The organism is Agromyces sp. GQ35 (genome assembly GCF_059758475.1).
Window position 1 is genome coordinate 2,197,063 of sequence record NZ_JCAXEO010000001.1, and the last position, 22,995, is coordinate 2,220,057.

Annotated in this window: 22 protein-coding genes; 10 read left to right on the forward strand and 12 right to left on the reverse strand. The window is 67.5% G+C overall.

The window, feature by feature from the left end:
• Positions 1-16: 16 nt before the first annotated feature.
• On the reverse strand, positions 17-1,294 hold the full coding sequence (locus AC6CH0_RS10155) for a lipopolysaccharide biosynthesis protein (RefSeq protein WP_498100309.1): 1,278 nt from the start codon (positions 1,292-1,294) through the stop codon (positions 17-19).
• Between the two features lie 198 nt (positions 1,295-1,492).
• Here AC6CH0_RS10155 and AC6CH0_RS10160 point away from each other — a divergent pair, with 198 nt between their 5' ends.
• The gene (locus AC6CH0_RS10160) at positions 1,493-2,464 is read left to right on the forward strand and encodes a polysaccharide pyruvyl transferase family protein (RefSeq protein WP_498100311.1); all 972 of its coding nucleotides are present in this window, start codon (positions 1,493-1,495) and stop codon (positions 2,462-2,464) included.
• A 1-nt stretch (position 2,465) separates the two neighbouring features.
• Here AC6CH0_RS10160 and AC6CH0_RS10165 read toward each other — a convergent pair whose 3' ends face one another.
• The 5 genes from AC6CH0_RS10165 to AC6CH0_RS10185 all read right to left on the reverse strand — a co-directional run bounded on the left by AC6CH0_RS10165 (position 2,466) and on the right by AC6CH0_RS10185 (position 7,157).
• Positions 2,466-3,338, reverse strand: coding sequence for a glycosyltransferase family 2 protein (locus AC6CH0_RS10165; protein ID WP_498100313.1), 873 nt, complete (start codon positions 3,336-3,338; stop codon positions 2,466-2,468).
• Between the two features lie 97 nt (positions 3,339-3,435).
• Positions 3,436-3,951 (reverse strand): acyltransferase, encoded by a 516-nt coding sequence (locus tag AC6CH0_RS10170; RefSeq protein WP_498100315.1) that lies wholly within the window; start codon positions 3,949-3,951, stop codon positions 3,436-3,438.
• 42 nt (positions 3,952-3,993) lie between these two features.
• Positions 3,994-5,415, reverse strand: coding sequence for a hypothetical protein (locus AC6CH0_RS10175; RefSeq protein ID WP_498100317.1), 1,422 nt, complete (start codon positions 5,413-5,415; stop codon positions 3,994-3,996).
• A gap of 5 nt (positions 5,416-5,420) precedes the next feature.
• A complete protein-coding gene (locus AC6CH0_RS10180; protein ID WP_498100319.1) occupies positions 5,421-6,524 on the reverse strand; it encodes a glycosyltransferase in 1,104 nt (367 codons plus the stop codon).
• Between the two features lie 18 nt (positions 6,525-6,542).
• The gene (locus AC6CH0_RS10185) at positions 6,543-7,157 is read right to left on the reverse strand and encodes an LbetaH domain-containing protein (RefSeq protein ID WP_498100321.1); all 615 of its coding nucleotides are present in this window, start codon (positions 7,155-7,157) and stop codon (positions 6,543-6,545) included.
• 48 nt (positions 7,158-7,205) lie between these two features.
• On the opposite strand from AC6CH0_RS10185, the gene AC6CH0_RS10190 reads away from it, so the two are divergent.
• The 3 genes from AC6CH0_RS10190 (at position 7,206) to AC6CH0_RS10200 (ending at position 10,588) form a co-directional block, all read left to right on the forward strand.
• A complete protein-coding gene (locus AC6CH0_RS10190) occupies positions 7,206-8,468 on the forward strand; it encodes a glycosyltransferase (protein ID WP_498100323.1) in 1,263 nt (420 codons plus the stop codon).
• Positions 8,469-8,552: 84 nt separating this feature from the next.
• On the forward strand, positions 8,553-9,581 hold the full coding sequence (gene gmd / locus AC6CH0_RS10195) for a GDP-mannose 4,6-dehydratase (RefSeq protein WP_498100325.1): 1,029 nt from the start codon (positions 8,553-8,555) through the stop codon (positions 9,579-9,581).
• Positions 9,578-10,588, forward strand: coding sequence for a GDP-L-fucose synthase family protein (locus tag AC6CH0_RS10200; RefSeq protein ID WP_498100327.1), 1,011 nt, complete (start codon positions 9,578-9,580; stop codon positions 10,586-10,588). The genes gmd and AC6CH0_RS10200 overlap by 4 nt, the downstream gene beginning before the upstream one ends.
• A gap of 35 nt (positions 10,589-10,623) precedes the next feature.
• Here AC6CH0_RS10200 and AC6CH0_RS10205 read toward each other — a convergent pair whose 3' ends face one another.
• Genes AC6CH0_RS10205 through AC6CH0_RS10215 form a run of 3 tightly spaced genes read right to left on the reverse strand, consistent with a single transcriptional unit; the run spans position 10,624 to position 13,020 of the window.
• Entirely contained in the window at positions 10,624-10,905 is a 282-nt protein-coding gene (locus tag AC6CH0_RS10205; protein ID WP_498100329.1) for a PqqD family protein, read from the reverse strand.
• A complete protein-coding gene (locus AC6CH0_RS10210; RefSeq protein ID WP_498100331.1) occupies positions 10,902-11,495 on the reverse strand; it encodes an arsenate reductase/protein-tyrosine-phosphatase family protein in 594 nt (197 codons plus the stop codon). The genes AC6CH0_RS10205 and AC6CH0_RS10210 overlap by 4 nt, the downstream gene beginning before the upstream one ends.
• Positions 11,482-13,020 (reverse strand): tyrosine-protein kinase domain-containing protein, encoded by a 1,539-nt coding sequence (locus AC6CH0_RS10215; RefSeq protein WP_498100333.1) that lies wholly within the window; start codon positions 13,018-13,020, stop codon positions 11,482-11,484. The genes AC6CH0_RS10210 and AC6CH0_RS10215 overlap by 14 nt, the downstream gene beginning before the upstream one ends.
• A 78-nt stretch (positions 13,021-13,098) precedes the next feature.
• On the opposite strand from AC6CH0_RS10215, the gene AC6CH0_RS10220 reads away from it, so the two are divergent.
• From AC6CH0_RS10220 to AC6CH0_RS10235, 4 genes are all read left to right on the forward strand, one after another.
• Positions 13,099-14,265, forward strand: coding sequence for a PqqD family peptide modification chaperone (locus AC6CH0_RS10220; RefSeq protein WP_498100335.1), 1,167 nt, complete (start codon positions 13,099-13,101; stop codon positions 14,263-14,265).
• The gene (locus AC6CH0_RS10225) at positions 14,262-15,164 is read left to right on the forward strand and encodes a helix-turn-helix domain-containing protein (protein ID WP_498100337.1); all 903 of its coding nucleotides are present in this window, start codon (positions 14,262-14,264) and stop codon (positions 15,162-15,164) included. Before AC6CH0_RS10220 ends, AC6CH0_RS10225 begins: the two co-directional genes overlap by 4 nt.
• 135 nt (positions 15,165-15,299) lie before the next feature.
• The gene (locus AC6CH0_RS10230) at positions 15,300-16,037 is read left to right on the forward strand and encodes a hypothetical protein (RefSeq protein WP_498100339.1); all 738 of its coding nucleotides are present in this window, start codon (positions 15,300-15,302) and stop codon (positions 16,035-16,037) included.
• Positions 16,038-16,052: 15 nt separating this feature from the next.
• A complete protein-coding gene (locus AC6CH0_RS10235; RefSeq protein WP_498100341.1) occupies positions 16,053-17,096 on the forward strand; it encodes a MauE/DoxX family redox-associated membrane protein in 1,044 nt (347 codons plus the stop codon).
• On the opposite strand, the gene AC6CH0_RS10240 is transcribed toward AC6CH0_RS10235, so the two are convergent.
• Together AC6CH0_RS10240 and AC6CH0_RS10245 are read right to left on the reverse strand one after the other, a co-directional pair.
• Positions 17,093-18,052, reverse strand: a complete 960-nt coding sequence (locus AC6CH0_RS10240) for a nucleotidyltransferase family protein (RefSeq protein WP_498100343.1) — start codon at positions 18,050-18,052, stop codon at positions 17,093-17,095. The genes AC6CH0_RS10235 and AC6CH0_RS10240 overlap by 4 nt on opposite strands.
• Complete coding sequence (locus AC6CH0_RS10245; protein WP_498100345.1) at positions 18,045-19,229, reverse strand: DUF418 domain-containing protein; 1,185 nt, start codon at positions 19,227-19,229, stop codon at positions 18,045-18,047. The genes AC6CH0_RS10240 and AC6CH0_RS10245 overlap by 8 nt, the downstream gene beginning before the upstream one ends.
• 109 nt (positions 19,230-19,338) lie before the next feature.
• On the opposite strand from AC6CH0_RS10245, the gene lepB reads away from it, so the two are divergent.
• Positions 19,339-20,049: a signal peptidase I gene (gene lepB, locus AC6CH0_RS10250; RefSeq protein ID WP_498100347.1), complete on the forward strand. Its 711-nt coding sequence runs from the start codon at positions 19,339-19,341 to the stop codon at positions 20,047-20,049.
• Between the two features lie 12 nt (positions 20,050-20,061).
• On the opposite strand, the gene AC6CH0_RS10255 is transcribed toward lepB, so the two are convergent.
• Complete coding sequence (locus AC6CH0_RS10255; protein ID WP_498100349.1) at positions 20,062-20,433, reverse strand: TraR/DksA family transcriptional regulator; 372 nt, start codon at positions 20,431-20,433, stop codon at positions 20,062-20,064.
• A gap of 78 nt (positions 20,434-20,511) precedes the next feature.
• Between AC6CH0_RS10255 and AC6CH0_RS10260 the strand changes: the two genes are divergently transcribed.
• A complete protein-coding gene (locus tag AC6CH0_RS10260; protein ID WP_498100351.1) occupies positions 20,512-22,992 on the forward strand; it encodes a DNA polymerase III subunit gamma and tau in 2,481 nt (826 codons plus the stop codon).
• Positions 22,993-22,995 lie beyond the last annotated feature (3 nt).

Genomic DNA, 22,995 nt, shown 5'->3' on the forward strand with positions numbered 1-22,995 from the left:
GCGGGCGGTTCGCGGGTCAGGCCAGCCAAGTTCCGAGTTGCGCGGCGATGCCCGCCAGCAGAGTTGAGCCCGCAGCGACTCCGAGTGCGAGGCGGGGCACGCCGCCCCTCAGCGCGACCACGGTGAGCATCAGAACGATCCAGTCGCGTGCGACGACGACCCACGCCGCGGTTTCCAAACTGCTGAGCGCAGCAACCGCGACGAGCACGGAGAGCACGATGCCGACGGCTTTCGCCGGTGAAGCCCACTTCAGCCGTCCCCGGCTCGCGAGTATGGCGGTGAGACTCCAGCTCACCGCCAAAGCTGGCGCGGCGGCCGACACGATTGATGCAGCGTTCACGGCTGACTCCCACTCATCGCCGAGAATCGGCCGAATGACCCACTCTGATATCGCTATCGTCAGAATGCTCACTGCCAGTCCGGCGATTGCCGTCAACGTGAGTGGTCGGCGTAGACGTTCACGCTGCTCGTGAACCGGCAGGTTCTCGACCTCTCTCACTTGGGCCCTCATGACGTTCGCAGCTGCTGAGCTGAGCGCCTCAGGACCTGAACGCCCGACTGCCCAGCCCGTGGAGAAGAGTCCCAAGAGCTGGGTGCCGCCCAGGAGACCCACCAGCAGGCGATCGGTTTGGGACTGCAACCAGCCGAGGAGCGAGAGGAGCGCGGCATGCCGAAACTCATTCGGGCGCGTGGTGTCTGCGGGCAGTGCGCGAATGTACTCCACCTCGCCCAGGCGGAGCGCGCGATGCCGGGTGAATACCGCCACGATGAGCTCCGTCAGGAGCGGCTGCATCGCCGCCGCGAGAATCGAACCCGTTATCAGCAGGATCGGCAACGTCACGGCGATGCTCCCGAGCGCTGCCCAGAACTGCGTGCCCGCTAGTGCCCGCCAGTCGTGCTTGAGTTGGAGATACCCGACGTGGAGCACCGAATACGCCAGTACGGCGGGCACGAGCGCCATGGGCAGAAGGCTGAACGATTGCGCGCCAGCAGCTCCACCAATACCTATCGAGATGATCCCGATGACCGCCAACATCACCGCGGTGCCGACAATAGCCGCCGCCCAGCGGTACCCGCGAAGAAACCTGACGGAGGAGCGGGCGTCGAAGAGCGTGATGATTATCTGGCGGATCGCGGCGTCGCTGCACGCGCTGACGAGGGTGAGTGCAAGCGCTGCCCAGCCGTAGAGACCTACGATCTCGGGCGATGTGAGCGCTGCCAGGCTGAGCATGAGGACTGCCGAGGCGACACGTGGCAATGCGCGCTCAAACAGTGACCAGACGATGTGCCCCACGGATCGCTCTCTCTGCGCCAACAGGACTCCGCGACGAGGTATCGGTTGCCTGGCGTGGGCACCATGATAACCAATCGCTTCCTCGAAGCACGGCCGCGACCCGGTGAAGACGGTCGTGATCGGCTCGCTGGAGCGAGACGGTGATCGAAGACGATAGATTCGTCCACGTCGTGTCCGAAAGAGCAGGGGAGCCAGCCCGTGGGGTACATCGAAACGATGCACGAGACGGCACTTCAGGGCCTCGATGAACTGCACAGAGGGGTTGAGCGCCTCGTTTGGACCGACTTTCCGGACCATCCGAACGTTGGTGACTCGGCCATTGCGCTTGGTGAATGGGAGTACTGGAAGCTGCGGGGTATCCAGGTCGATGAGACGTACACCGCGCAGTCGATTCGCGAATCCGTCTATGCGTCGTCGTCCCCGGTGCTCCTCCATGGTGGAGGCAATTTCGGCGGCTTGTATCCGGGTTCGAGTCAGCATCGTTACCGACTGTCCTCGAGGCTTCCTGCCGGAACCCTGTTGATGCAAGCGCCTCAATCCGTGCACTTCACCTCTGAGGACGACCGGAGCGCCTTCCGTGCGTCAATGGCCGATCGCCCAGCAACCCGCATCGCGGTACGCGATCACCGCTCATTCTCCGAGCTCGAGCCGCACGTGGCCGACCTCCTTCTCGTTCCGGATGCCGCGCACATCCTCGGTGCACTCGATGCTCCCCTCCCGACCCAACGCTTCGCAGTCCTCGCGCGGACGGACACGGAATCCGGTCAAGCACCGGTGGAAGGATCGTTCGATTGGCCCCGTCAGAGTCGTGCCGAAGCCCTCGCGCAGTGGATCAGGTGGCGGAGCAACGATGTCGCGCCCCTCAAGCGTTTCGTGAGCAACACGCCGTCAACTTGGGTCGACCGCGCGCGTCAACGCGTGGAAATCGGACTCGCCGTCCTCTCTGTTGGGGAGGTCATCGTGACGGATCGTCTGCACGCAATGATCCTTGCTCTGCAGATGGGACGTTCGGTGATCGCAGTCGACAACAACAATGCCAAGCTGACCAGCTACGCCGAGACGTGGTTCGGCACGGCACAGCCCGACCTTGTCTTCGCGAAGACGATGCGCGAAGCGCTTGTACTTGCCCGGCAACGGAGTGGCAAACCCGGTCGTTCAACCACGACTTGACCTAATCGGTTCGGAGCACCCGGCGTCGGCGAGCACGGAGGATTCCGCGCTCGAGTACGGAGAGACTCGCCCCACGGTCGCGAAGCCCCGCGTTGAGGACATCGCGGTCAACGATTTGGGAGAGCAAGTCCGTGTTCACTCGCTCGTCTCGTGTGGCGGAGTTGACCGCCTGGACGCCGAGTACCGACTCAATGAGGTGCTTGTAGGAACCGGCGACCGTTGGGTCGCGGTCTCGCTGTTCGAGCCAATTGGCCGACGCGGTGATTTGCCCAGGGTGCCGCCGATACCCGAGGCACGGCACAGCGGAACGTGCAATACGTGCGCCGGCGGCGGCGGCGCGAAGCCAGAGGTCGTAGTCCTCGGCTGGCACTCGGGAATAGCCTCCAAGGCTGGCAATCGCCGAGCGTCGCGCGAACATCGTCGAGTGTACGAGGATGTTTCCGAGTAGGAGGTGGAGGGGCGTCGCGTGCGACGAGAAGTGGCCGGGCAGGTCGGGGCGAACGGGACGCCCCGACTCCGTGAGGAAGATGGTCGCGGTGAAGGAGAACTCGAGGTCGGCAATTTGCCGCTGCTGGATCTTGAACCGCCAAGGAAAGCAGACATCGTCCGCGTCCATTCGTGCAACGTACTGGCTGTCGGTTGCATCGAGCAGCCGATTCAAGCCCTGAGCTACTCCCAAGTTCGTCTCCGAACGGATCACTCGCAACCGAGGATCCGGGACGGAGTGCAGGATCCGCGCTGTATTGTCGCTGCTCGCATCGTCGAGCACGACGAATTCGGCGTCTCGAGGGAGTGCTCGAAGGGTGCTCCGAATTGCCGACTGGACGTGAACAGCCGCGTTGCGTGCCGGCATGATTACGGACAGAAGAGGCATGATTGTGGTTCTTTCGAATCAGTTCCCGTCGGGTACGGGTGGGAGTTTTGTGGGGCGAACGACAGAACGGTCCGCGTTGCGGCGACGACCTCGCGCCTTAGCGTCGACGACGTTGAAGTGCCCACTCGGATGTCTTCGTGTCGAAGGCTGATTGGGCAGAAGATATTTCGCGCGCCGGCACGCCGCCCACAACAGTCGCCGATCGCACGTCCTGCGTGACGACGGCGCCTGCTGCGACAATCGCGCCATCGCCGATCGTCACGCCTGGCAGGATCGTCACGCCCATGCCGATGAACACGTTCGATCCGATCCGAACCGGGCTCTTCCGGACCCATTCGTAGCCCTCGGGCGCGGACCGGCCTGTTGCTTCCGCCGCGCGGTCGAGACTGAAGTCGTGCGTGAGGATTCGTACGTAGTGACTGATCACCGTTCGATTGCCGATCGAGATGGCGCCTCTCTCGCTCAAGTCGAGGTACGATCGCGGGCTCACCCAGAGTGGCATCCCGATCACAGTCACTCCTCCGGCTCTCAAAATCCGTCGAGAAAGCCGTCGGTATGCGCGCTGACTGAACCTGTCCACAATCCCTGCAAATGGGAGCAATCGAAGCAGCATTCGGGCCGGCCTCCTCTGTGTCATCATGCCTACTTCCGACGCTCAAGCCCCTGATTCGGCCCTGAGGTCATCTGCATCGGTCGCATCGCCGTCGATTCGAACCTTACGGTAGCCGCCGATGGGCTTCGCAGGAGTCTGGTCGGGAGCGACGCGACGCTCGGGCAGAAGGCTGGCGATGACGCTGAGCACAAGCGCCGCAGCCACGGCGTAGTAGACCAGCCGTGCTTCTGAACGAAGGTTGTACTGAGTCATTTGAATCGTGAACAAATAGCAGAGGCCGATGGGTAGGAAGCGCAGTACCGCAATTCGAGGGACGAGTGCGATCCGGCGTGCAACCCGTTCGATGTACCCGAACGAGAGCCCGAGGGCCAACAGTGAAATCGTCAGTGTCGTCCAGCCGACGTTCGCCAACTCTCCGAGGGCACCGTAGGGCGTGTAGAAGTTCAGCCGAAGCGCCGAGGCAATTCCGTACCAGCCGGCAGCATCGCCTGTGAGCGGGCTGAGGCTCACCGCCAATTGTTCTGGCGTGATCGGTTGAGCCCGGAAGGCAGTGGTTCCCACAATGCCGAAGCCGTTGAGAACATTGTTTGCGCTGCTGAGGTAGTCCTCGAAGCTGAACTTCGTGCCCGCGAGAATGTCGAGGTAGGGCAGCAAGCCGTGTGCGGTGGCCGATCTCAAGACGAGAGGGATTGGAAGCAGCAATACGGCCAGGGCGCCGGCAAAGAGAATCGAGCGCCAGCCCAGGCGCTTCGCGCCGAGGAGGCCGGCGCCTGCCAGAACAAGAAGTGGAAGTAGCGCGAGTGAACGACTGGCCAGCGCCAAGTAGAGAAGTGCGTACGCGCCGATGAGTACCCAGCCGAGTACGCGCGCTGGGGTCGAGCGACTTGCAATTGCCGAACCGAGCACCACACAGCTCGCTATGGCGAGCAGTATGAGGAGGCTCGTGGCTCCACCGAGATCGCCACTGAACCTCTCGCCGCGTGACAGCAGCCACGGCAGGCCCTGAAGAGAGACCATTGCGACGAGGACCGTGGCCGCAAGGGCAAGTCCCCACGCGTTTGCCCGCGGGGAAATGGGCCGATGGGCCTGTTCCAGACCGGCTGGAGGAACGGGCTTTCCGGCGAGCGCGCATGCGGCGATCGGAACCAGAATCGCTGCCAGGAAGAAGACGTTTGCCGTGCTCAGTCGCATCGGGTCGGAGAGAGCGGTGTCAGCGCCAGCTGTGCCGCCGTACGCACTCAGAAAATTCGAGAATGTGTATCCGAAGACCGCATTGATGAACATGAACACGCTGAACGCGAGCGCGGGCGACTCCCAGATCGGCGCGAGCCTTCGCCAAGTCAGGAGCAGGACGAGAAGTGTCGTCACGGCTTGTGGAAGAACGCGGTAGAAATCGGCGACGGCGAAGGTCAGGAATACGAGACCGAACGCCGGGATCAAGAGGAGTTGCGGGGTGCGGCTCACGCGTGTCATCGCAATTGACTTTCATATCGTTCGGCGAGGCGAATGGCAACGGCTGTCATGGTGAAGCTGGTGGATACCATTCGTTTGGCCATTTCGCCTGCATGGGTTCTCATCCCCGGTTCCATAAGGAACGAGCGCACGGCCGACACGAGCGACTGCAGGGAAGAGTCAATCACTGTGCCCGCGCCAGCTTCTGCAATGGATGGCGCGAGTCCGCACGAATCAGTCACGATGATCGGCAGTCGCATGGAGGCCGCCTCTAGCACGCTCATCGGGAAGGGTTCATCCACGGATGGCAGGACGTAGATCGCTGAGCGCGACATCCGCTCGAGGGTCAGCTCCGGCGCGAGAGCACCTTCCCATCGAATTCGGCCTTCGGCGCTGGACTGCCTGATGAGATGTTCTACGTGCTCTCCTTCTCCTTCGTCCGGCCCGACGAGAGAGAACGTCGCCGTCGGAAATTCCCGAGAGAGCTCGAGTGCAGCCCGGACGAAAAGGTCCGGCCGCTTGCGATGGTGGAGTCTCGCGAGGAAGAGCACATCGGGCCCTTCATTTCGCAGGGGAGTGATCTCACCGGGGTCGGGCACCCCGTTGACCAAGTGTTCGAGTTTGGACGCTGGCACGCCAACCTGCCGAAGATCTTCGCGTTCGCGTTCGGTTAGGAAGAAGACAGAAGCGGCACCCCGGAATGCGGGTCGGGTCCACAGAGCGTCCAGAGGCACGGCCAACGGATTCGATGAAGGATCGATCATGCCGTGGGTCTGCAGGAAGACTGGAACTCGAGCACGCTGCGCCGTTCGCGCAGCTGGCAGCGTTACGAGATCGCGCGCGAGATGGACGTGAATCAGATCGAAGTCGGATGCGCGACGCTTGAGCTCGCGTGAGAGTGGCCGCGATGCGAGTCCGGCAAATCCAACACCGGGAAGGACGGTACGCGCGGGAAAGGCGACCACGGGGATCCCGCTGATCTCGGTCGGCGCCGTGTCGTACCCGCGGTAGGTCGAGAACAGGGTCACATCGTGGCCGCGCTCCGCGAGCGCTTTCAACTGGTTGACAGCGACCCGTACAGGGCCCCCGTATGCACCATCGGGCGAGAGGAGGGTGACCACGTGTGCGATGTGCAACGGTCAGCCCGCGCTGTCGCTCGAGGTGGAGAATCGCTCGCCCAGCGGACCGGGGCGGCTCGCGGCATCCGCACCCCAGATCGTGTTGGCCGGAACCACACCCTCGACCACGGTCATCGGCCGGATGAGCGCCGAACGCCCGATGACCGCCCCGCCGAGCACGATGCACCTCGATGTGATCCACGCGCCTGCCTCGATGGTGATCGGGCGGGTGATTAGTGCCATGTCGCGGCGATGGGCATGGCTGCCGGTCGTGAGGAAGGTCTCCTGTGAGATGACGACATCGTGCTCGACGAAAATCTCGTCTTGATTGTGAAACCAGACTCCCTCGCCGATCCAGGAGTTGTCGCCGATGTGCAATTTCCACGGAAAGCTCACGCGGGTGCGCGGCCGAAAGACGACACCCTCGCCGATGTCGGCACCGAACCGCCGCAGTACGCGAACCCGAAGGCCGGAGCTGACCTGCCATGAGTTCGTCACGAACAAGCGCTCGAACACCGCCCATGCGTAGACGGTGAAACGCGACCGGCTCCAGGCGGTACGCTCACCGGGTGCTTGGGCGAGGGGGATCACCGGGTGCGCGAAATCGGAGGTCGAAGAGCGAGCAGCGTCGTTCATCGCGCCCCCAACTCATCGTTCCTCGCGGCCCGGGATAGTCTCAATCCTGTGACTGCCCGACCGCTGCGTATCGCAATTCTAGGTCTCAACTATTCACCCGAGCCAACAGGCATTGCGCCGTACACCGCGTCCATGGCCGCCGGACTGCGCCGACGCGGTCACCAGGTGCGCGTGATCACCGCTCACCCGCACTACCCCGAGTGGAGAGTGCGCGACGGATACGGGGGATGGCGCCGCACCGAAGTGGTCGACGGTGTGCGGGTGACGCGGCTCTCGCACCATGTTCCGGCGCGGCGAAGCGGCATCCTTCGTCTCGTCTCGGAGCTGAGCTTCGGCGTGCGCCTCGTCTTCGAACGGTGGGGAGCACCCGATGTCGTAGTGCTCGTTTCTCCCGCGCTCTTTTCGACCGCATTCGCTGGATTGCGATCGCGGCTGAGCCGGCGTCGCGCTGCGCATGTGGTCTGGGTGCAGGATCTCTACAGTGCCGGGGTCGTCGAGTGGGGCCAGGGAGGCGGTTCGGTCGCACGCATTATGCGGTTGGTCGAGTCGGCGACGCTTCGTGGGGCAACCGGCGTGGCCGTCATCCATGATCGGTTCAGCGACTACGTCGTCGATGAGCTCGGCGTCGAACGCTCGCGGGTGGAGGTGGTGCGCAATTGGTCTCACGTGCAGCCCGCGGTCGACGTCGACCGGGCGGCGGTGCGCTCGAGGTTCGGGTGGGGAGACGAGACGGTCGTGCTGCACGCCGGCAACATCGGCGCAAAGCAGGGGCTCTTGAACGTCGTCGAGGCCGCACACCTGGTAGATGCCGAGCAGCAGCCCGTACGCTTCGTGCTGCTCGGCGACGGCAATCAGCGTGCCGAGGTCGAGGCTGCGGCGCGGGGCATCCGATCGGTGCAGTTCATCGACCCGTTGCCCGATGGGGAGTTCGAACAGGCACTCGCGAGCGCCGACGTACTCCTCGTGAACGAGCTCCCCGGCATGGCCGAGGGGGCGGTGCCGAGCAAGCTCACGAGCTACTTCTCCACAGGGCTACCGGTGATCGCCGCGACGGATGTCGGCAGTGTCACGGCGGCCGAGATCGAGACGTCTGGCGGGGGAGTGCGGGTCGACGCCGGTCGCCCGCGAGAACTCGTGGATGCAGTGCTCGCGCTGCGCGCCGACCCGGTCAGGCGGGCAGCCTACGGCGCTGCCGGCAAGGCGTTCCGCTCGTCGACGCTGGATGCGGAAGCGGCGATCACGCGGTTCGCGGGTTGGCTGTGCGAGCTCAGTGAAGCCCGTCGCTCTGATGCGCGGCGCTCCGGCAGCTGAACAGTATGCTCGGCAGTCGGGGATCGTCGAAGCCCCGGCCCGCGTTCTGATGGGCGTTCTTTTGTACACGATGGGGGATCACCGATGACCAAGCGGGCGTTCATCACGGGGATCACGGGCCAAGACGGCTCGTATCTTGCAGAACTGCTGCTCGCAAAGGGCTACGAGGTGCACGGCCTCATCCGGCGGGCGTCGACCTTCAACACCTCGCGCGTCGACCACCTCTACGTCGACCCGCATGAAGCACGCGCCAAGCTCTTCTTGCACTACGGCGACCTCAGCGACGGTGTGCGGCTCGTGACGCTGCTGGCCGAGATCCGGCCCGACGAGGTCTACAACCTCGCCGCGCAATCGCACGTGCGCGTGTCGTTCGACGAGCCCGAGCACACCGGCGACACGACTGGCATCGGCTCGATTCGACTGCTCGAGGCCGTGCGCATGGCGGGCATCGACACGCGCTTCTACCAGGCGTCATCATCGGAGATGTTCGGCGCGACCCCGCCGCCGCAGCACGAGGAGACGCCGTTCTACCCGCGCTCGCCGTATGGCGCCGCGAAGGTCTACGCCTACTGGGTGACCCGCAACTACCGCGAGGCGTACGGCATGTTCGCCGTGAACGGCATTCTCTTCAACCACGAATCGCCCCGACGCGGTGAAACGTTCGTGACGCGCAAGATCACGCGCGCCGCCGCCGCCATCAAGGCGGGCGTGCAGAGCGAGCTCTACCTCGGCAACCTCGATGCGGTGCGCGACTGGGGCTACGCGGCCGAGTACGTCGAGGGAATGTGGCGCATGCTGCAGGTCGACGAGCCCGACGACTTCGTGCTCGCCACCGGCGCAGGCATCACCGTGCGCGATTTTCTCGAAGCGGCGTTCTCGCGCGTCGATCTCGACTGGCAGGAGTTCGTGCGGTTCGACGAGCGCTACTTGCGGCCCACCGAGGTCGACGCGCTCATCGGCGATGCGAGCAAGGCCAAGGAGCGGCTCGGCTGGGAGGCCACCGTCGACAGTCGAACGCTGGCCGGACTCATGGTCGATGCCGACGTCGAGGCGCTCTCCTGTGCAGGCACGCCGTGGATCGACCGCGTCTCGCTCGAATCGTGGGTGGCATGAGCGAGGAAACCAGCCAGAGGCGAGTCGTCGACGACCGCGACGCCGTCGAGTTCACCCCTGCACCGCTCGACCGTGCTGCCGGGTTCTACGTCGCCGGGCACCGCGGCCTTGTCGGATCCGCTGTGTGGCGTCGCCTCGAACAGGCCGGGTTCACTGGGCTGGTCGGCCGCAGTTCGAGTGAACTCGACCTCACCGATCGCGCCGCGGTCTTCGAGTTCTTCGCCGAACAGCGCCCGCGGTACGTCGTGCTCGCCGCGGCGAAGGTCGGCGGAATTCTCGCGAACTCGACGTACCCGGTCGACTTCCTCTCCGAGAACCTGCGCATACAGGTGAACGTCATGGACGCAGCGGTCGAACACGGTGTGCAACGGCTGCTGTTCCTCGGCTCCTCGTGCATCTACCCGAAATTCGCCCCGCAGCCGATCCACGAGCACGACCTGCTCACCGGTCACCTCGAGCCGACGAACGACGCGTACGCGATCGCGAAGATCGCCGGCATCCTGCACGTGCAAGCGGTGCGCCGGCAATACGGCCTGCCGTGGATCTCGGCGATGCCGACCAATCTCTACGGGCCCGGCGACAATTTCTCACCGACCGGCTCCCACGTGCTGCCCGCGCTCATTCGCCGCTACGACGAGGCGGCGCGCACCGGCGCACCCTCGGTGACGAACTGGGGCACCGGTACGCCCCGGCGCGAGTTCTTGCACGTCGACGACATGGCGGCGGCGTGCCTGCACCTGCTCGAGCACTACGACGGGCCCGATCAGGTCAATGTCGGCACCGGCACGGATGTCACGATCGCCGAGATCGCCGAGACGATCGCACGTGTCGTGGGCTACGAGGGGCGCACCGAGTGGGACACGAGCAAGCCAGACGGCACTCCGCAGAAGCTGCTCGACGTCTCCAAGCTCGCAGCGGCGGGCTGGACCGCGCAGATCGACCTCGAGACAGGGCTGCGTGACACGGTCGACTGGTACCGAGCGAACCTCGGTCACCTGCGCGGCTGAGGTCGCGCGAGGCATCCGCTCTCGGGCCGGCGTGGCTACTCGACGGGGGTGACGAGATCCGCCGCCCGCAGCTCCTCCAGGAAGCCGCGCACATCGGCCGCGATCGCTTCGGGTGCGCTTCCGTAGGCTTTGGCGAGTTCGGCGACGATGGCCTCGAAGGTTCGCGGCTCGCTGCCGAGGCTCGCCCAGACCGCCGCGGCCGCCCCTTCGAGGGCGACCGGCGTCGCCGTCGGTGCGTCGAGGTGCAGCACCACGGTGTGGTCATCTGCGGCCACCCATGCGACATGCGGGCCGCGCGCCCACCCCGTCGGCGTCATCGCAGTCCGAACACCAGACGGCTCGTGGTCAAAGAGAGCTGCTCGGCGACTGATTCGTGCACCGCGCGAGATCTGCCCATCGGGTCGATCACGTCGTCGTCGGGAGTCAACCGGACCATGCTGCGTCGCCGGGATGCCGCCGCCACGAGTCGGAGGTGGCGGGCGACCGCCGCCTCGTCATCGGCGTCGACGGGGTGCTCATCGGGCATGGTCGCGAGCAGGCGGGCGAACTCGACGATCGTGAACGTGCGGTGTGCCGCTCGAGGAAACCGGCTCAGCAACTCGTTGCGCTGGCCGACGGTCATGGTGAGCACGAGGTCGGCCGCGTCGATCTCGCGGTCGCCGAGTTGCCGTCCGACGGCGTGCGCAGGGTCGGCGCCGTAGTGGCGTGAAAGTTCGGCGGGGATCGGCTCCATCGGGGCGCCGACGACGGCACCGAGACCTGCGCTGGCAACCTCGACGACGCGAATCCCCGCTTCGGCGAAGCGTGCGCGCAGGAGCTGTTCGGCGAGCGGCGAACGGCAGATGTTGCCCAGGCAAACCGTGAGGATCGAGAACACCGGTTCGCCGCGTCGATCAGCTCGTGGCACGTCTGCCCCGGCTCGTCTCGTCGGCCTGCACCGTGTCCCCGAGCGCAGCGCCGAGATCGGCGATTGAATCGCTGTTCTCGGTTTCGTCGCGCTCCACCGGAACATGAGCCGTCTGTTCTTGCCCGACGGTGCCGTAGTACTGCCGGTACTGGTAGCCGTAGTTGTTGGCGTCGGCGCCCTTGCGCGGCACGCCGTTGAGAATGATGCCGAGCGGGCGTGCATTCACCCGCGCGAGGTTCTGAAGCGACTTCTCGAGCGCGTCGCTCGTCGTGCGTCGTGCGTACGCGACGACGAGTGCGCCGTCGGTGCGAGCAGCGAGTACGGCGGCGTCGGTCACCGGGATGAGCGGTGGCGCATCGACCAGCACGATCGCATGCCGCGCGAGCTCCTCGAGCACCGACAGCATGGCGTTCGACCCGAGCAGTTCGCTGGGGTTCGGCGGAATCGCGCCGGCTCCGAGCACGTAGAGACGGTTCGTGTCACCCCACGGCTGCACGACGTCTTGCAGTTCGGCCCGGCCGATGAGCACGTCGGTGAGCCCGACGCCGGGCAGCACCCCGAACGTCTTCGCGATCATGGGCCGGCGCAGGTCGCCGTCGACGACGACGACGCGCTCGCCCGACGCGGCGATCGCGATCGCGAGGTTCGAGATCACGGTCGACTTTCCCTCGCCGGGAAGAGAGCTTGTGACCGCGATGATGCGCGGCCGGTGGTCGGGATTCATGAACTGCAGGTTCGTGCGAAGCTCGCGCACCGCCTCGGCGACGGCGAAGTCGTAGCTGTCAGAGGTGCGGGCATCGTTGCCGCCCTGCGAGGTCGCCAATCGCTTCTCGTTCGTGAAGTTCTTGTCGAACGGGATGGTGCCCACGACCGGTAGACCCGTCACCCGCTCGATCTGCTCGCTCGAGCGGATGCGCCGATCGAAGACATTGCGAAGCAGGGCGTAGGCCACGCCGAGCGCCAACCCGATGAGGAGGCCGAGGGCTACCGCGAGCCGGGTGTTCGGCGATGCGGGTTCGGTGGGCAGCACCGCCGCGTCGAGTGACGTGAACGACACGATCGATCCTTGCGCGCCATCGGCCGCGTCGGAGTTCTCGAGCGCGGCGACCTGCGTGCCGATGCCGCTCACCCAGGCCTCAGCGAGATCGCGCGCAGCTTCGGGCGTTGGGCCTTCGGCGGTCACCTTGATGACGGCGGTGTCGAGCGGGTTCTCGACTGTGATCTGGGTGACGAGCGACTCCGGCGAACTCTCGAGCCCGAGGTCTTCGATCGCATTCGACGCCACGGCACGCGACTTCGCGATGTCGATGTACGCCTTCACTCGCGACTTCGCGTAGTTGTCGCCGGCCAGCGCCGCGCCGAGGTCGCTCGACACTCCGGTCGTCACGATGCCGCTCGCGTTCGCCGAGTACACCCGTGGCTGCAGCGTCGTCCAGCCGAACGCCACGAGCCCGCCGAGCACGGTGATCAGCAGCACGGCGACCCAGTGCGCTCTGAGAATTCGCCAGTAGTCCCGCAACTCCACGAGTCCCCCTTCGGTCGCCCCCGGCGACGTGCTTCATGATACGGGTTCGACGGTCATCGGGGCGTTATCGTGGGTCGCGTGCAGACTTCCTTCATCGTGAATGCGCTCGGCGCGCGTGTTCGCGTCGAGATCGAAGGCAGCTCGCTCAGCCCAGAACAGTTCGGCGAGCTCCTCGAGATGTGGGGGGCGTGCGGCGCACACACCGAGACAGCGCAGCCCGCTGACGACGGCGCAGACGCTACGGTGCGACGCGTGTTCCGGCCGCACGCGGATGTTGAGCACGACGCCGGAGGCGCACCGCAACCGGACTGGCCAGTGTCTGGCTCCTTCCGCAGCCTCAGCGACCATCTCGCGAGCGAGATCACCGCGGCCGCGATCGAACATGCCCGCGGCCGCTTGCTGATGCTGCACGCGGCTGCACTCGCCGAACCCCAGACCGGGCGCGTGCTGGTGTTCGTAGGGCCGTCGGGCACCGGCAAGACGACGCTGTCGCGAACGCTCGGTCACAGGCTGCAGTATCTCTCCGACGAAACCGCGGGCATCGGGGCTGACGGCCGCGTTGATCCGTATCCGAAGCCGTTGTCGCTTCGGATGACCGACGATCACCGGCCGAAACGCCAGGTTTCGCCCGCGTCGCTCTCGCTGCTGCCCGCAACGATGCAGGAGTACCGGCTTCATCGGGTCGTCGTTCTCGACCGTCGGCCGGATGCGCCCGTGCTGCCCGTTATCAGCCCGATGACGGTGACGGAGGCGATTCGTGCCCTGACCACGGAGATCAGCTACCTGAACGCGCTCGAGGCGCCGTTGCAGCGACTCGCGGCCGTCTGCTCGGCCGGCGGTGGGGCCGTGCGGGTGAGCTATCGCGATGCCGCGCACCTCGAACCGGCACTCGACGAGCTGTTCGCCGACGGTGGGGGCGCGCCCGGCTGGCATCCGCTCGAGACGACGATCTCGACGCGGCACGAAGCATCCGGGGCCCGTAGTTCGTTCCGGCGCACGCCGACCATCGATGCCGTGGCGGACAGCGCCGGATTGGTCGTGCTGAAGGGGCGCGTCGTGCACGCGCTCGACGGCATCGGGCCGGTGATCTGGAACGATGCCGACCGCGCGCGCACGGTGTCGGAGCTGACCGAGACCGCGGTCGCCGAGTTCGGTGCGCCAGAGGGGCTCGACGCCGAGCAGCTCGTGCGAAGCGCGGTCGACGAGCTCGTGAGCGCGGGACTGCTGGAGCGGGTACCGGTATGACCACCCGCTTCGGCGCGTATGACCGCGACGAAGCCGGGGCCCGGTTCGGTGTCTCGGCTGGCGGAGCTGCTGACTTCGAGTTCATCGTCGATGAGCAGCAGTTCGGAAGCGTGACGGTGCTGCGGGCCACCGGCGCCACGGTCTCGTTCGACGAGCCACCGGCCGCGCTCACCGAGGTCGTCGACATCGTCTTCGTGGAGCAGGGGGCGCTCGACGTCGGCGACCCCGCCGAGCAGCAAGCGCCCTCGGGGTCGGTCATCGTCGCGCCGAGCTGGGTGTCGCGCCGACTCGGTTTCGCCGACGACTGGTCGGCCGTCGTGGTGCGGGTCGGTCGCGTCGCGGTCGAGGCATTCGCACCGAGGTTGCCCGACGCGATCGGCGTCTTCACCGAGCGCACCGTCTTCGACCGCGCGGTGCACGCCTTCGTCGCAGAGCTCGCAGATGGGCCCACCTCGTTCTCGGCACTCGAGCGATACGCCACCGAGCAGCTGCTCACCGAGATGGCGGGCAGCATGCTGCTCGACCGTTTCGGCGGCGGATGGTCGGCAGGGTCACCCGCGGCGGTGCTCCGAGATCGAGCCATCGCCGTGATCGCACAATCGCGGGCGGATCCCTCGCTCAACGCCGAGGCGGTGGCGCACGCGGTGAAGGCGTCGCTGCGGCGCGTGCAGGCCGCGTTCGCCGAAGTCGACAACTCGATCTCCGCCGAGATCCGCCGCCAGCGGGCGAGACTCGCGAAATCGTTGCTCACCGACAGCCGCTTCGACGTGCTGAGCATCGAGCAGGTCGCCGAACAGTCGGGGTTCGGCACCACTATGAGCCTGCGTCGGGCGCTCGCAGAGCTCTACGGCACCGGCCCGCGCGAACTGCGCGCACATCGGGGAAGCGACTCTGCATAGAACATTTCGCGCATGATGTACGCGGGAAGTGACAATCTGCGCAAAGAGGTGGCAGGAATCGCGCACTGCTGAGTACGCTCGCGAAATGGGGGACTTCACCCTCGAGCGCACCTACGCACCGAGTGGAGCAATTCAATGAATGACCAGATCACGCAGCCCGAGAGTGGCCTGAGCCGTCGTACCGTCGTCAAGGGGGCCGCTTGGTCGATCCCCGTGATGGCCGCTGCCATCGCCGCACCCGCCGCAGTCGCCACCGGCGGCCCCGCCTGGGACGTCCAGGTGACCGGCAACTGTGAGAACGAATACGACATCACGACCCTGACGACGCTTCTTGAGAGCCTCAATGCGAACCCGCTGTACCAAGCCCTGGTGCCCGGCTTGGTCGTGACCGTTCAGACCGCCCTTGCCGCGATCGGCATCGACGACGACGCGGCTCGCAACTTCACGATCACGGCACTCGAAGGCACCGTGCCTGCTGGAACGCAGTTCACGATGACCTATCCTGCGCTGCTGAACGTCAACCTCGGCATCCTCGAAGGACTGATCGAGGCTCAAGCGCTCACCGTCGTGAACATCAACAGCACCAGTGCGACCTTCACGCTCGACGCCCCCCTCACGGTGGGCAATTCCATCACCATCGATGTGTTCGACTCGATCGTCAACGTCGGGGCGCTCTCAGCGGTCACGCTGAGCCTCGTCGGCAACGACAACCCGACGAGCCCTGGCAGCGAAGGCGCCGACAGCGCGACCATCTCCACCCTGCTCGCGCCGGCGGTCGACCTCGGCACGCTCGGCATCCCGCCGGTCGTCGTCATCCCCGGCGTCCTCGAAGTTGTGATCGACGGCGACCTCGTCGTTCAGCTCTGCGCGTAGCGATACGCTTCGGGCGTGAATAGCTTCAGCCCCGCCGACGTCGTCATCGACGCGTCGACGGGGCTGATTGCTGTCGTCCTCCTGCTTTCGGGAGTCGCGAAACTGCCCAATCCGGCGCCCACGTTGCGTGCAATGGAGGGGTTCGGCATTCCGCGGACGCTCCGCCGTCGCTGGATCGCCCACGCGCTCCCGATCGCCGAACTTGCCATCGGCCTCATGCTGTTGCTCGCGCCTGGATGGGTGCGATTCCTCGCGGCTGTCGCGGCATCGGTGATGCTGCTGATCTTCACGGTGCTCGTCGTCCGCGCTGTCGTGAGCGGTTCCGACGTCTCGTGCGAGTGTTTCGGCGCGCTCAGCCGTGATCACGTCGATGGCTGGACTGTCGCTCGAAACCTCGTGCTGCTGCTCGCGGCGGTGGCGGCGGCGTTCGCCGGCACGAATGCAACGGCACTCCTGCCCTCGCTGCTCGGCCGTCCACTCGACGAGGTCGCACTGCTCATCGCCGTGTGGCTCGCGTTCGCGATCGTCGCGCTGCTGCGGTGGAACCTCGACCAGCGAGCCGAGCTCGCTCGATTGCGTCGCGGCGAGCCGGCCATCGCCGTCGGTGAGCCGCGTGAGGTCGCCGTCGGCGACCCGATCCCCGACGCGGAGCTCGTGAACCGCGTGGGCGTCACGCTCCGGCTCGATCGGCTCGATCGCGGCCGGGCGGTGCTGCTGATCTTCGTGAAGACGGGCTGCAGTTCGTGCGCGAAAATGGTGCCGCGAGTGCCGGACTGGGAGCGGAAGGTTGGTTCCACCGTCACCGTGCGTGTCGCGACCTCGTCGCGACCCGAAGAGATCGACAGCGCGTATCCCGAGCTCGGCGATCGCGTGCGATACGGCGCCCGGGCAGCGCGTGCTGTGCTCGGCACCGATCGGCTGCCGTCGGCAGTGCTGCTCGGATCCAACGGCATGGTCGCGTCGCCCGTCGCACGCGGACCCGAAGAGATCGAGGCGCTCGTGAACGGTATTGCCGAAGCGCAGGCGACCCTGTCGAACGTGCAGCGCGGCGGCAGCTAGCGCATCGCCGAACCACTGCGCCGCGAACCGCTGCGCCGCCGATCGGTGCGCAGCGCGGCGGTGGCGCGGCGAGCCTCTGGCAGGGCGGCCATGCCGACGCGAAACCGTCGCCACCAGGTCGCGATGAGGGCCCGGTTGCCGCCCCTGGCCTCGGGATGGAGCATCCGCAGTCTGCGCGGCGACGGGAACACCGCCTCGAAGAGCACCTTCGGTCGCCGGTACCAGCGTGCCCGTCGGAGTTCGATGAGCCAATCCGCTGCGCCGCCCGAAACCTCGCTGCGGATGCGCCACATCAGCGCCTCGTCGTTGTCGTGGTCCGCGGAATCGGCGAAGCCGAGCTCGCGCAGGAACGGTGCGGCCGTCGCCGTGGCGCCGAGCTCGATGGCGGCGTCGTGCACCGCCTCCCGCTCCGTGTCGTCGAATGACTGCTCGGCGGTGTCGACGAGCTGCCGATAGGCACGCAGCTCGCTCGGGCTGCGGGCGCCCCGAAGCGCGTGCAGCGCGAGCACGAGCAAGCCGTCGGCACGGCTCGGTGCGTCGACGGAGCGACCGGCGACCGTCATGCTCACCCGTCGTGCCCAGAGGGTGTCGAACACCTGCGTCGGCGGCACGGTGAATCCGGGCCAGTAGTGGTGCACGTCGTAGTCGCACGGCCATTCGTCGTGGATCAGCGTCGTGGCGTGCCCGCCGGACAGCGGCAACGGACGGTACCCGGGGCGGCCGTGCCATCCGAGTGTCCGAAGCCCGCGAATGAACCGTTCGGTGCCGGCGGGGTCGACGAGCACATCGACGTCGAGCGAGGCGTGCGGCGGCCTGAGGCCTTGCAACGCCGCGACCGGGCCCTTGATGAACAGCACGCGCACGCCGACCCGATCGGCCACGTGGGCCGCGAGGGCTGTCGCGAGCGGCACTGCGTCAGCCAGTCGCAGTTGCGTCGTGGTCGACGGTTCACGCACGGCCGGCCCCCGCCGATTCGCCGTCGCCCGGTTCAGCCGACGAGGTCGACAGAGCTGGCTCGCCCGAGTCAGTCGCCTCGCCTGCACCGGTCTCGTTCGACGCGCGTGGGCGACCGCGCCGATGCCGACCCGTCAACGCTCCGATGAGTCGCTCGAGCGGCCCGACGCCGACGAAGCGCGACCAGAGCAGTGCGAAGACCGCGCACACGACGAGCAGGCCCGCGGTGATGAGCCAGCCGCGCGAGGTTCCCACCCAACCGCCGTCGCCCGCGCCGAGCGGGCTCGCCCAGACGGCGGCGAGCACGAGCACCTGCAGCGTGTAGACGCTCAGCGCCATCTCGCCCTGTGCCGAGATCGGGCGCAGCATGGCGCGGGCGGCCCGCTGGAACCAGCCGCGGGTGCCGTCGACGAGCAACGCGATCGAGCCGTACGCGAGCAGCGAGAGACCGAGGTCGCGCAGCAGGTCGGGGTAGCTGCCCGAGGTGTAGGCATCGGCCGCCACGGCCGCTTCGCGCCACGGAACCGAGACGGCGAACAGCAGCGCGCCCGCGCCGAGCACGAGTGCGAGCCGTGCGTTGCGGCCGGTCGCCCATCGTCCGATGACGATTCCGAGCAGCAGCAGCGGCAGGAGCCCGAGCACGCGATACGAGAACCCGAGCGCGAGCCAGTCGAGTACGACCGTGACCGGCGTCACCGGGTAGACGAGTTGCGGCGTCGCCACCGAGGCGCTGCGCGCCAGCTCGGTGAGCGGTGCGCCGGCGAGGCACAGCACCGCGGTCACGGCGAGCAGTACGCGAGAGGAGAGGAACAGGAGCGGCAGCGCCACGAGCAGTGTCGCACCGAGATAGGCGAGCACGACGGCGACGTGCGCCTCGAGCAGATCGAGTGCGAGACCGAGCACGATGAGCGCGACGGCCTTGATCGCGGTCTGCAGCCGGAACCGCCGTCGATCGGGCCGCGCCATCTCGGCTGCAGTGTTGAGCGCGACGGTGGCGCCGATGACGAGCGCGAACAGCGGTGACGCGACGTCGTTGAGCAACGCTTCGCCCGCGAGCACGATGCCCGGCGACACCGCGTGGGTGAACGGGATCGCGTGGGCGATGATCATCGCCACGATGGCGAAGCCGCGCACGGCGTCGAGCGAGACGAGCCGTGTCCGAGCTCCCGGTCGATCCATGCGTCCACCCCCGGTGTTGAACATACCGGCTGCGGGCATGCGGATGCCACGCGCACGCGCGCATCCGACCTCGCGAGTCTCGAGGCCTGCGCACGATAGCGTGAGCGGCATGTCGCGCGCGGAAGGTCACGGGGTTGCGCCCGCACGCGCGCAGCGGCGGGGCATGCCGATCTGGTGGCATGTCGTCGTCGCCGTGCTCGTTCTCGCCCTGGTGCAGGCGCTCCTGGTGAAGCTCTACCAGGTGCCGTCGGCGTCGATGGAGCAGACGCTGGCCCCGGGCGATCGACTGCTCGTGAACCGTCTCGCCTATACCGCGAGCGAGCCTGAGCGCGGAGACGTCGTCGTATTCGAAGCATCCGACGCGTGGAAGAACGACACGGCCTCCGCCGACGACTCCGCGCTCGTCGCCGCCGCGAAGTGGCTCGGCGACCTCGTCGGCATCGGGCCGGGCACCGGGCGGGCCCTCGTCAAACGGGTCATCGGGCTGCCCGGGGAGACCGTCGTCTGCTGCGATGCCGAAGGCCGCGTCACCGTCGACGGCGAGCCGCTCGACGAACCGTGGGTCTTCGAGGACCTCCCGTTCGTCTCAGGAGAGATGGACTGCGAGAGCGAGGTGCGCTCGCCGCGATGCTTCGAACCGGTGGTCGTGCCCGACGGCGGCTACCTCGTGCTCGGGGACCACCGTTCGGCTTCAGCCGATTCCGTCGTCGGATGCCGCGGCTCGCCCGCCTCGGATTGCGCTCGTTTCGTCGAGCGCGAGGCGATCGTCGGTCGTGCCTTCGTCGTGGTGCTGCCCTTCGCCCACTGGCGCGGGCTGTAGACCGCAGGGGCGTCAGCGCACGAGTCGCGCGCAGTCGATGCAGAGCTCGGCGGTGGGCCGAGCGTCGAGCCGGGGGACCGCGATGCGGTTGCCGCAGTTGCGGCAGATGCCGTAACTGCCGTCGGCGATGCGCGCCAGGGCGCGGTCGATGTCGGCGAGTTCGGCCTGCGCATCGGCGAGCACCGCGGTGCGCTGCGACCACTCCTGCGTCATCGTCGGACCCTCCGGGTCGTGTTCGTCGTCGGCGGTGCCGCCGGATCTCGCGGCCCGCACCTCGCTCATGACATCCCCGAACTCGGCGAACCGGCCCTCCGCATCCGCACGCTCGCTCAGGAGTTTCGCCTGGAACCGCTCGAGTTGCGGCTTGGTCATCTTCGACGTCATCGCGCCTCCTTCCGATCCCCGAATGGTACGCCCGAGACATCCTGCCGTGGTGTCACACGCGGCAACTACGATTGATGCGTGGTCACCGCCCTCTATCGCCGCTACCGGCCCGAGACATTCGCCGAGATGATCGGCCAGTCCCAGGTGACGGAGCCGCTCATGACGGCGCTCCGCACCGATCGTGTCAATCACGCCTATCTCTTCAGCGGCCCTCGTGGCTGCGGCAAGACGACGTCGGCGCGTATTCTCGCGCGCTGCCTCAATTGCGCAGAAGGGCCGACGGATGTCCCGTGCGGCGTCTGTCCCAGTTGCGTCGAGCTCTCCCGTGGGGGAGGTGGTTCGCTCGACGTCGTCGAGATCGACGCCGCGAGCCACAACGGCGTCGACGACGCCCGCGACCTCCGCGAGCGGGCGGTGTTCGCCCCGGCCCGTGACCGATTCAAGATCTTCATCCTCGACGAGGCCCACATGGTCACGCCGCAGGGCTTCAACGCGCTGCTGAAGCTCGTCGAAGAGCCGCCCGAGCACATCAAGTTCGTCTTCGCGACGACCGAGCCCGACAAGGTGCTCGGCACCATCCGCTCGCGCACGCATCACTACCCGTTCCGTCTCGTTCCACCCGGGCCGATGCTCGAGTACGTGCAGCAGCTCTGCACCGAAGAGGGCGTCGAGGTCGCACCCGGCGTGCTGCCGCTCGTCGTGCGCGCCGGCGGCGGCTCGCCGCGCGACACGCTGTCGCTGCTCGACCAGCTGATCGCGGGCTCCGAGGGGCCGACGATCGACTACGAGCGCGCCGTGGCGCTGCTCGGCTACACCCACGGCGCCCTGCTCGACGAGGTCGTCGACGCGATCGGCGCCGGCGATGCCGCTGGCGCCTTCGCGGCCGCCGACCGGGTCGTGCAGACCGGGCAAGACCCGCGCCGTTTCGTCGAAGACCTGCTCGAGCGCCTGCGCGACCTCATCGTCGTCGCGGCGTCCTCACCTGAGGCCGCCGCCGCGGTGCTGCGCGGCGTGCCCGAAGACGAGCTGGCCCGCATGGCGTCGCAAGCTGCAGCCTTCGGTCAGGCCGAGCTCTCGCGCGTCGCCGATCTCGTCAACCAGACCCTCACCGAGATGACCGGTGCGACCTCACCGCGGCTGCACCTCGAGCTCATGCTCGCGCGCGTGCTCGTGCCATCGGCAGATGAGACCGAGCGCGGCGCGCTCGCCCGTGTCGAGCGGCTCGAGCGCCGTGTCGGCGTGGCGGGTTCCGCGGCGACGCCGGTCGAGGCATCCGATGCTCGGTCCGACGGGCGGGGTGCGAGCACGTCCGGCGTGACGGCACCTCCGAGCCGAACGGCGGCAGCGCGTGCGCCCGAGCGGGCCGCTCCTGCGGCGTCGGCTGCGGCCGATGCCACGCGAGTCGATGCGGCGGCCACGCCGCCGCCCGGGTCTGCCCCCGTCAACGCCGCAGCCGCTGAGAGCGCGTCGCCCGCCGCCGCCGAGCCGACCCCGGCGGGTACGCCGGTCGATCAGCCCCCGGCCGCCGCGACCCCGGCGAAACTCGTCGGAGCGGTCACGCTCCAGCAGATTCGCGACGCCTGGCCAGAGGTGCTCGCCTCGCTGCAGCGCACGAAGCGCAGCGCGTGGATGGTGGCGTTCACGGCGCAGGTGCGAGACCTCCGCGACGGCGACGTGCTCGTGCTGACGTTCCCGAGCGAGCACGATGTCGCGGGCTTCCGCGGCGGGGCGCCCGGGCAGAGCGTGAGCGAGCTGCTGCGCGGTGCGATCGTCGAGGTGCTCGGCATCCGCGTGAAGTTCATCGCCAAGGTCGACGGTTCAGGCGGAGCACCGCCCGCACCCCCAGCGCCGACCACGCTTCCGCCCTCCCAGCCCGCGCCCACGGAACCGCCCGCGCCGCGACAGGTGCCCGACCCCGCGGCGTCACCGGTGGGCCCGACGTCGACGGCCGCGCCATCCGCGACCTCCGCCTCTGCGCAGCCGGCGCCGGGCGGCACGACGCGTGCACCCGCCCCGACGCCCGAAGCCGCAACCACCGCTCCGGCGGCATCGCCAGTGCCATCCGGCCCGGTCGACTCATGGGCGACCGTGGCGATCCCGCGCGACCCGGTCGCCGATGACAGCAGTGAAACCGCCACGACGGGTGCTCGCACCGTCACCGCGGTGGCCGAGCGCCCGGCCATCGGCGCTCCGGCTGACGCGTCGCCCGGCACTGCCGGTCTCACTCCTGGCCAGACCCGAGACGACCACGGCGACGTGCCCGACGACGCTGATGCGCCGCCGGAAGACGACGAGCCCCCGTTCGACCTCGCATCGCTGCCGCCCGACCCGGCCGAGGCATCCGTGGCCGTCGATTCGGCCGCGGTGTCGGCCCCGGCGTCTGCCGCTGCTCCCGCTCGTTCTGCCGCGCCCCACCGTTCCCCACGCCCGCTGTCGACGTCATCCGCCGACGGTGGCATCCAGCGCTACGGTGAAGCCGTCGTGCGCGAAGTGCTCGGCGCGACCTTCCTCGAAGAGGTCGAGGCGGCGCCGCGCCCCGGCTTCGGGGAGCGTGGCTAGCCC

Coding starts and splice junctions, on each gene's coding strand:
- gmd (WP_498100325.1), top strand. CDS start 8,553: ATGACCAAGCGGGCGTTCATCACGGGGATCACGGGCCAAGACGGCTCG.
- AC6CH0_RS10255 (WP_498100349.1), bottom strand. CDS start 20,433: ATGACGTCGAAGATGACCAAGCCGCAACTCGAGCGGTTCCAGGCGAAA.
- AC6CH0_RS10165 (WP_498100313.1), bottom strand. CDS start 3,338: ATGCCTCTTCTGTCCGTAATCATGCCGGCACGCAACGCGGCTGTTCAC.
- lepB (WP_498100347.1), top strand. CDS start 19,339: ATGTCGCGCGCGGAAGGTCACGGGGTTGCGCCCGCACGCGCGCAGCGG.
- AC6CH0_RS10225 (WP_498100337.1), top strand. CDS start 14,262: ATGACCACCCGCTTCGGCGCGTATGACCGCGACGAAGCCGGGGCCCGG.
- AC6CH0_RS10230 (WP_498100339.1), top strand. CDS start 15,300: ATGAATGACCAGATCACGCAGCCCGAGAGTGGCCTGAGCCGTCGTACC.
- AC6CH0_RS10185 (WP_498100321.1), bottom strand. CDS start 7,157: ATGAACGACGCTGCTCGCTCTTCGACCTCCGATTTCGCGCACCCGGTG.
- AC6CH0_RS10170 (WP_498100315.1), bottom strand. CDS start 3,951: ATGCTGCTTCGATTGCTCCCATTTGCAGGGATTGTGGACAGGTTCAGT.
- AC6CH0_RS10205 (WP_498100329.1), bottom strand. CDS start 10,905: ATGACGCCGACGGGGTGGGCGCGCGGCCCGCATGTCGCATGGGTGGCC.
- AC6CH0_RS10245 (WP_498100345.1), bottom strand. CDS start 19,229: ATGGATCGACCGGGAGCTCGGACACGGCTCGTCTCGCTCGACGCCGTG.
- AC6CH0_RS10200 (WP_498100327.1), top strand. CDS start 9,578: ATGAGCGAGGAAACCAGCCAGAGGCGAGTCGTCGACGACCGCGACGCC.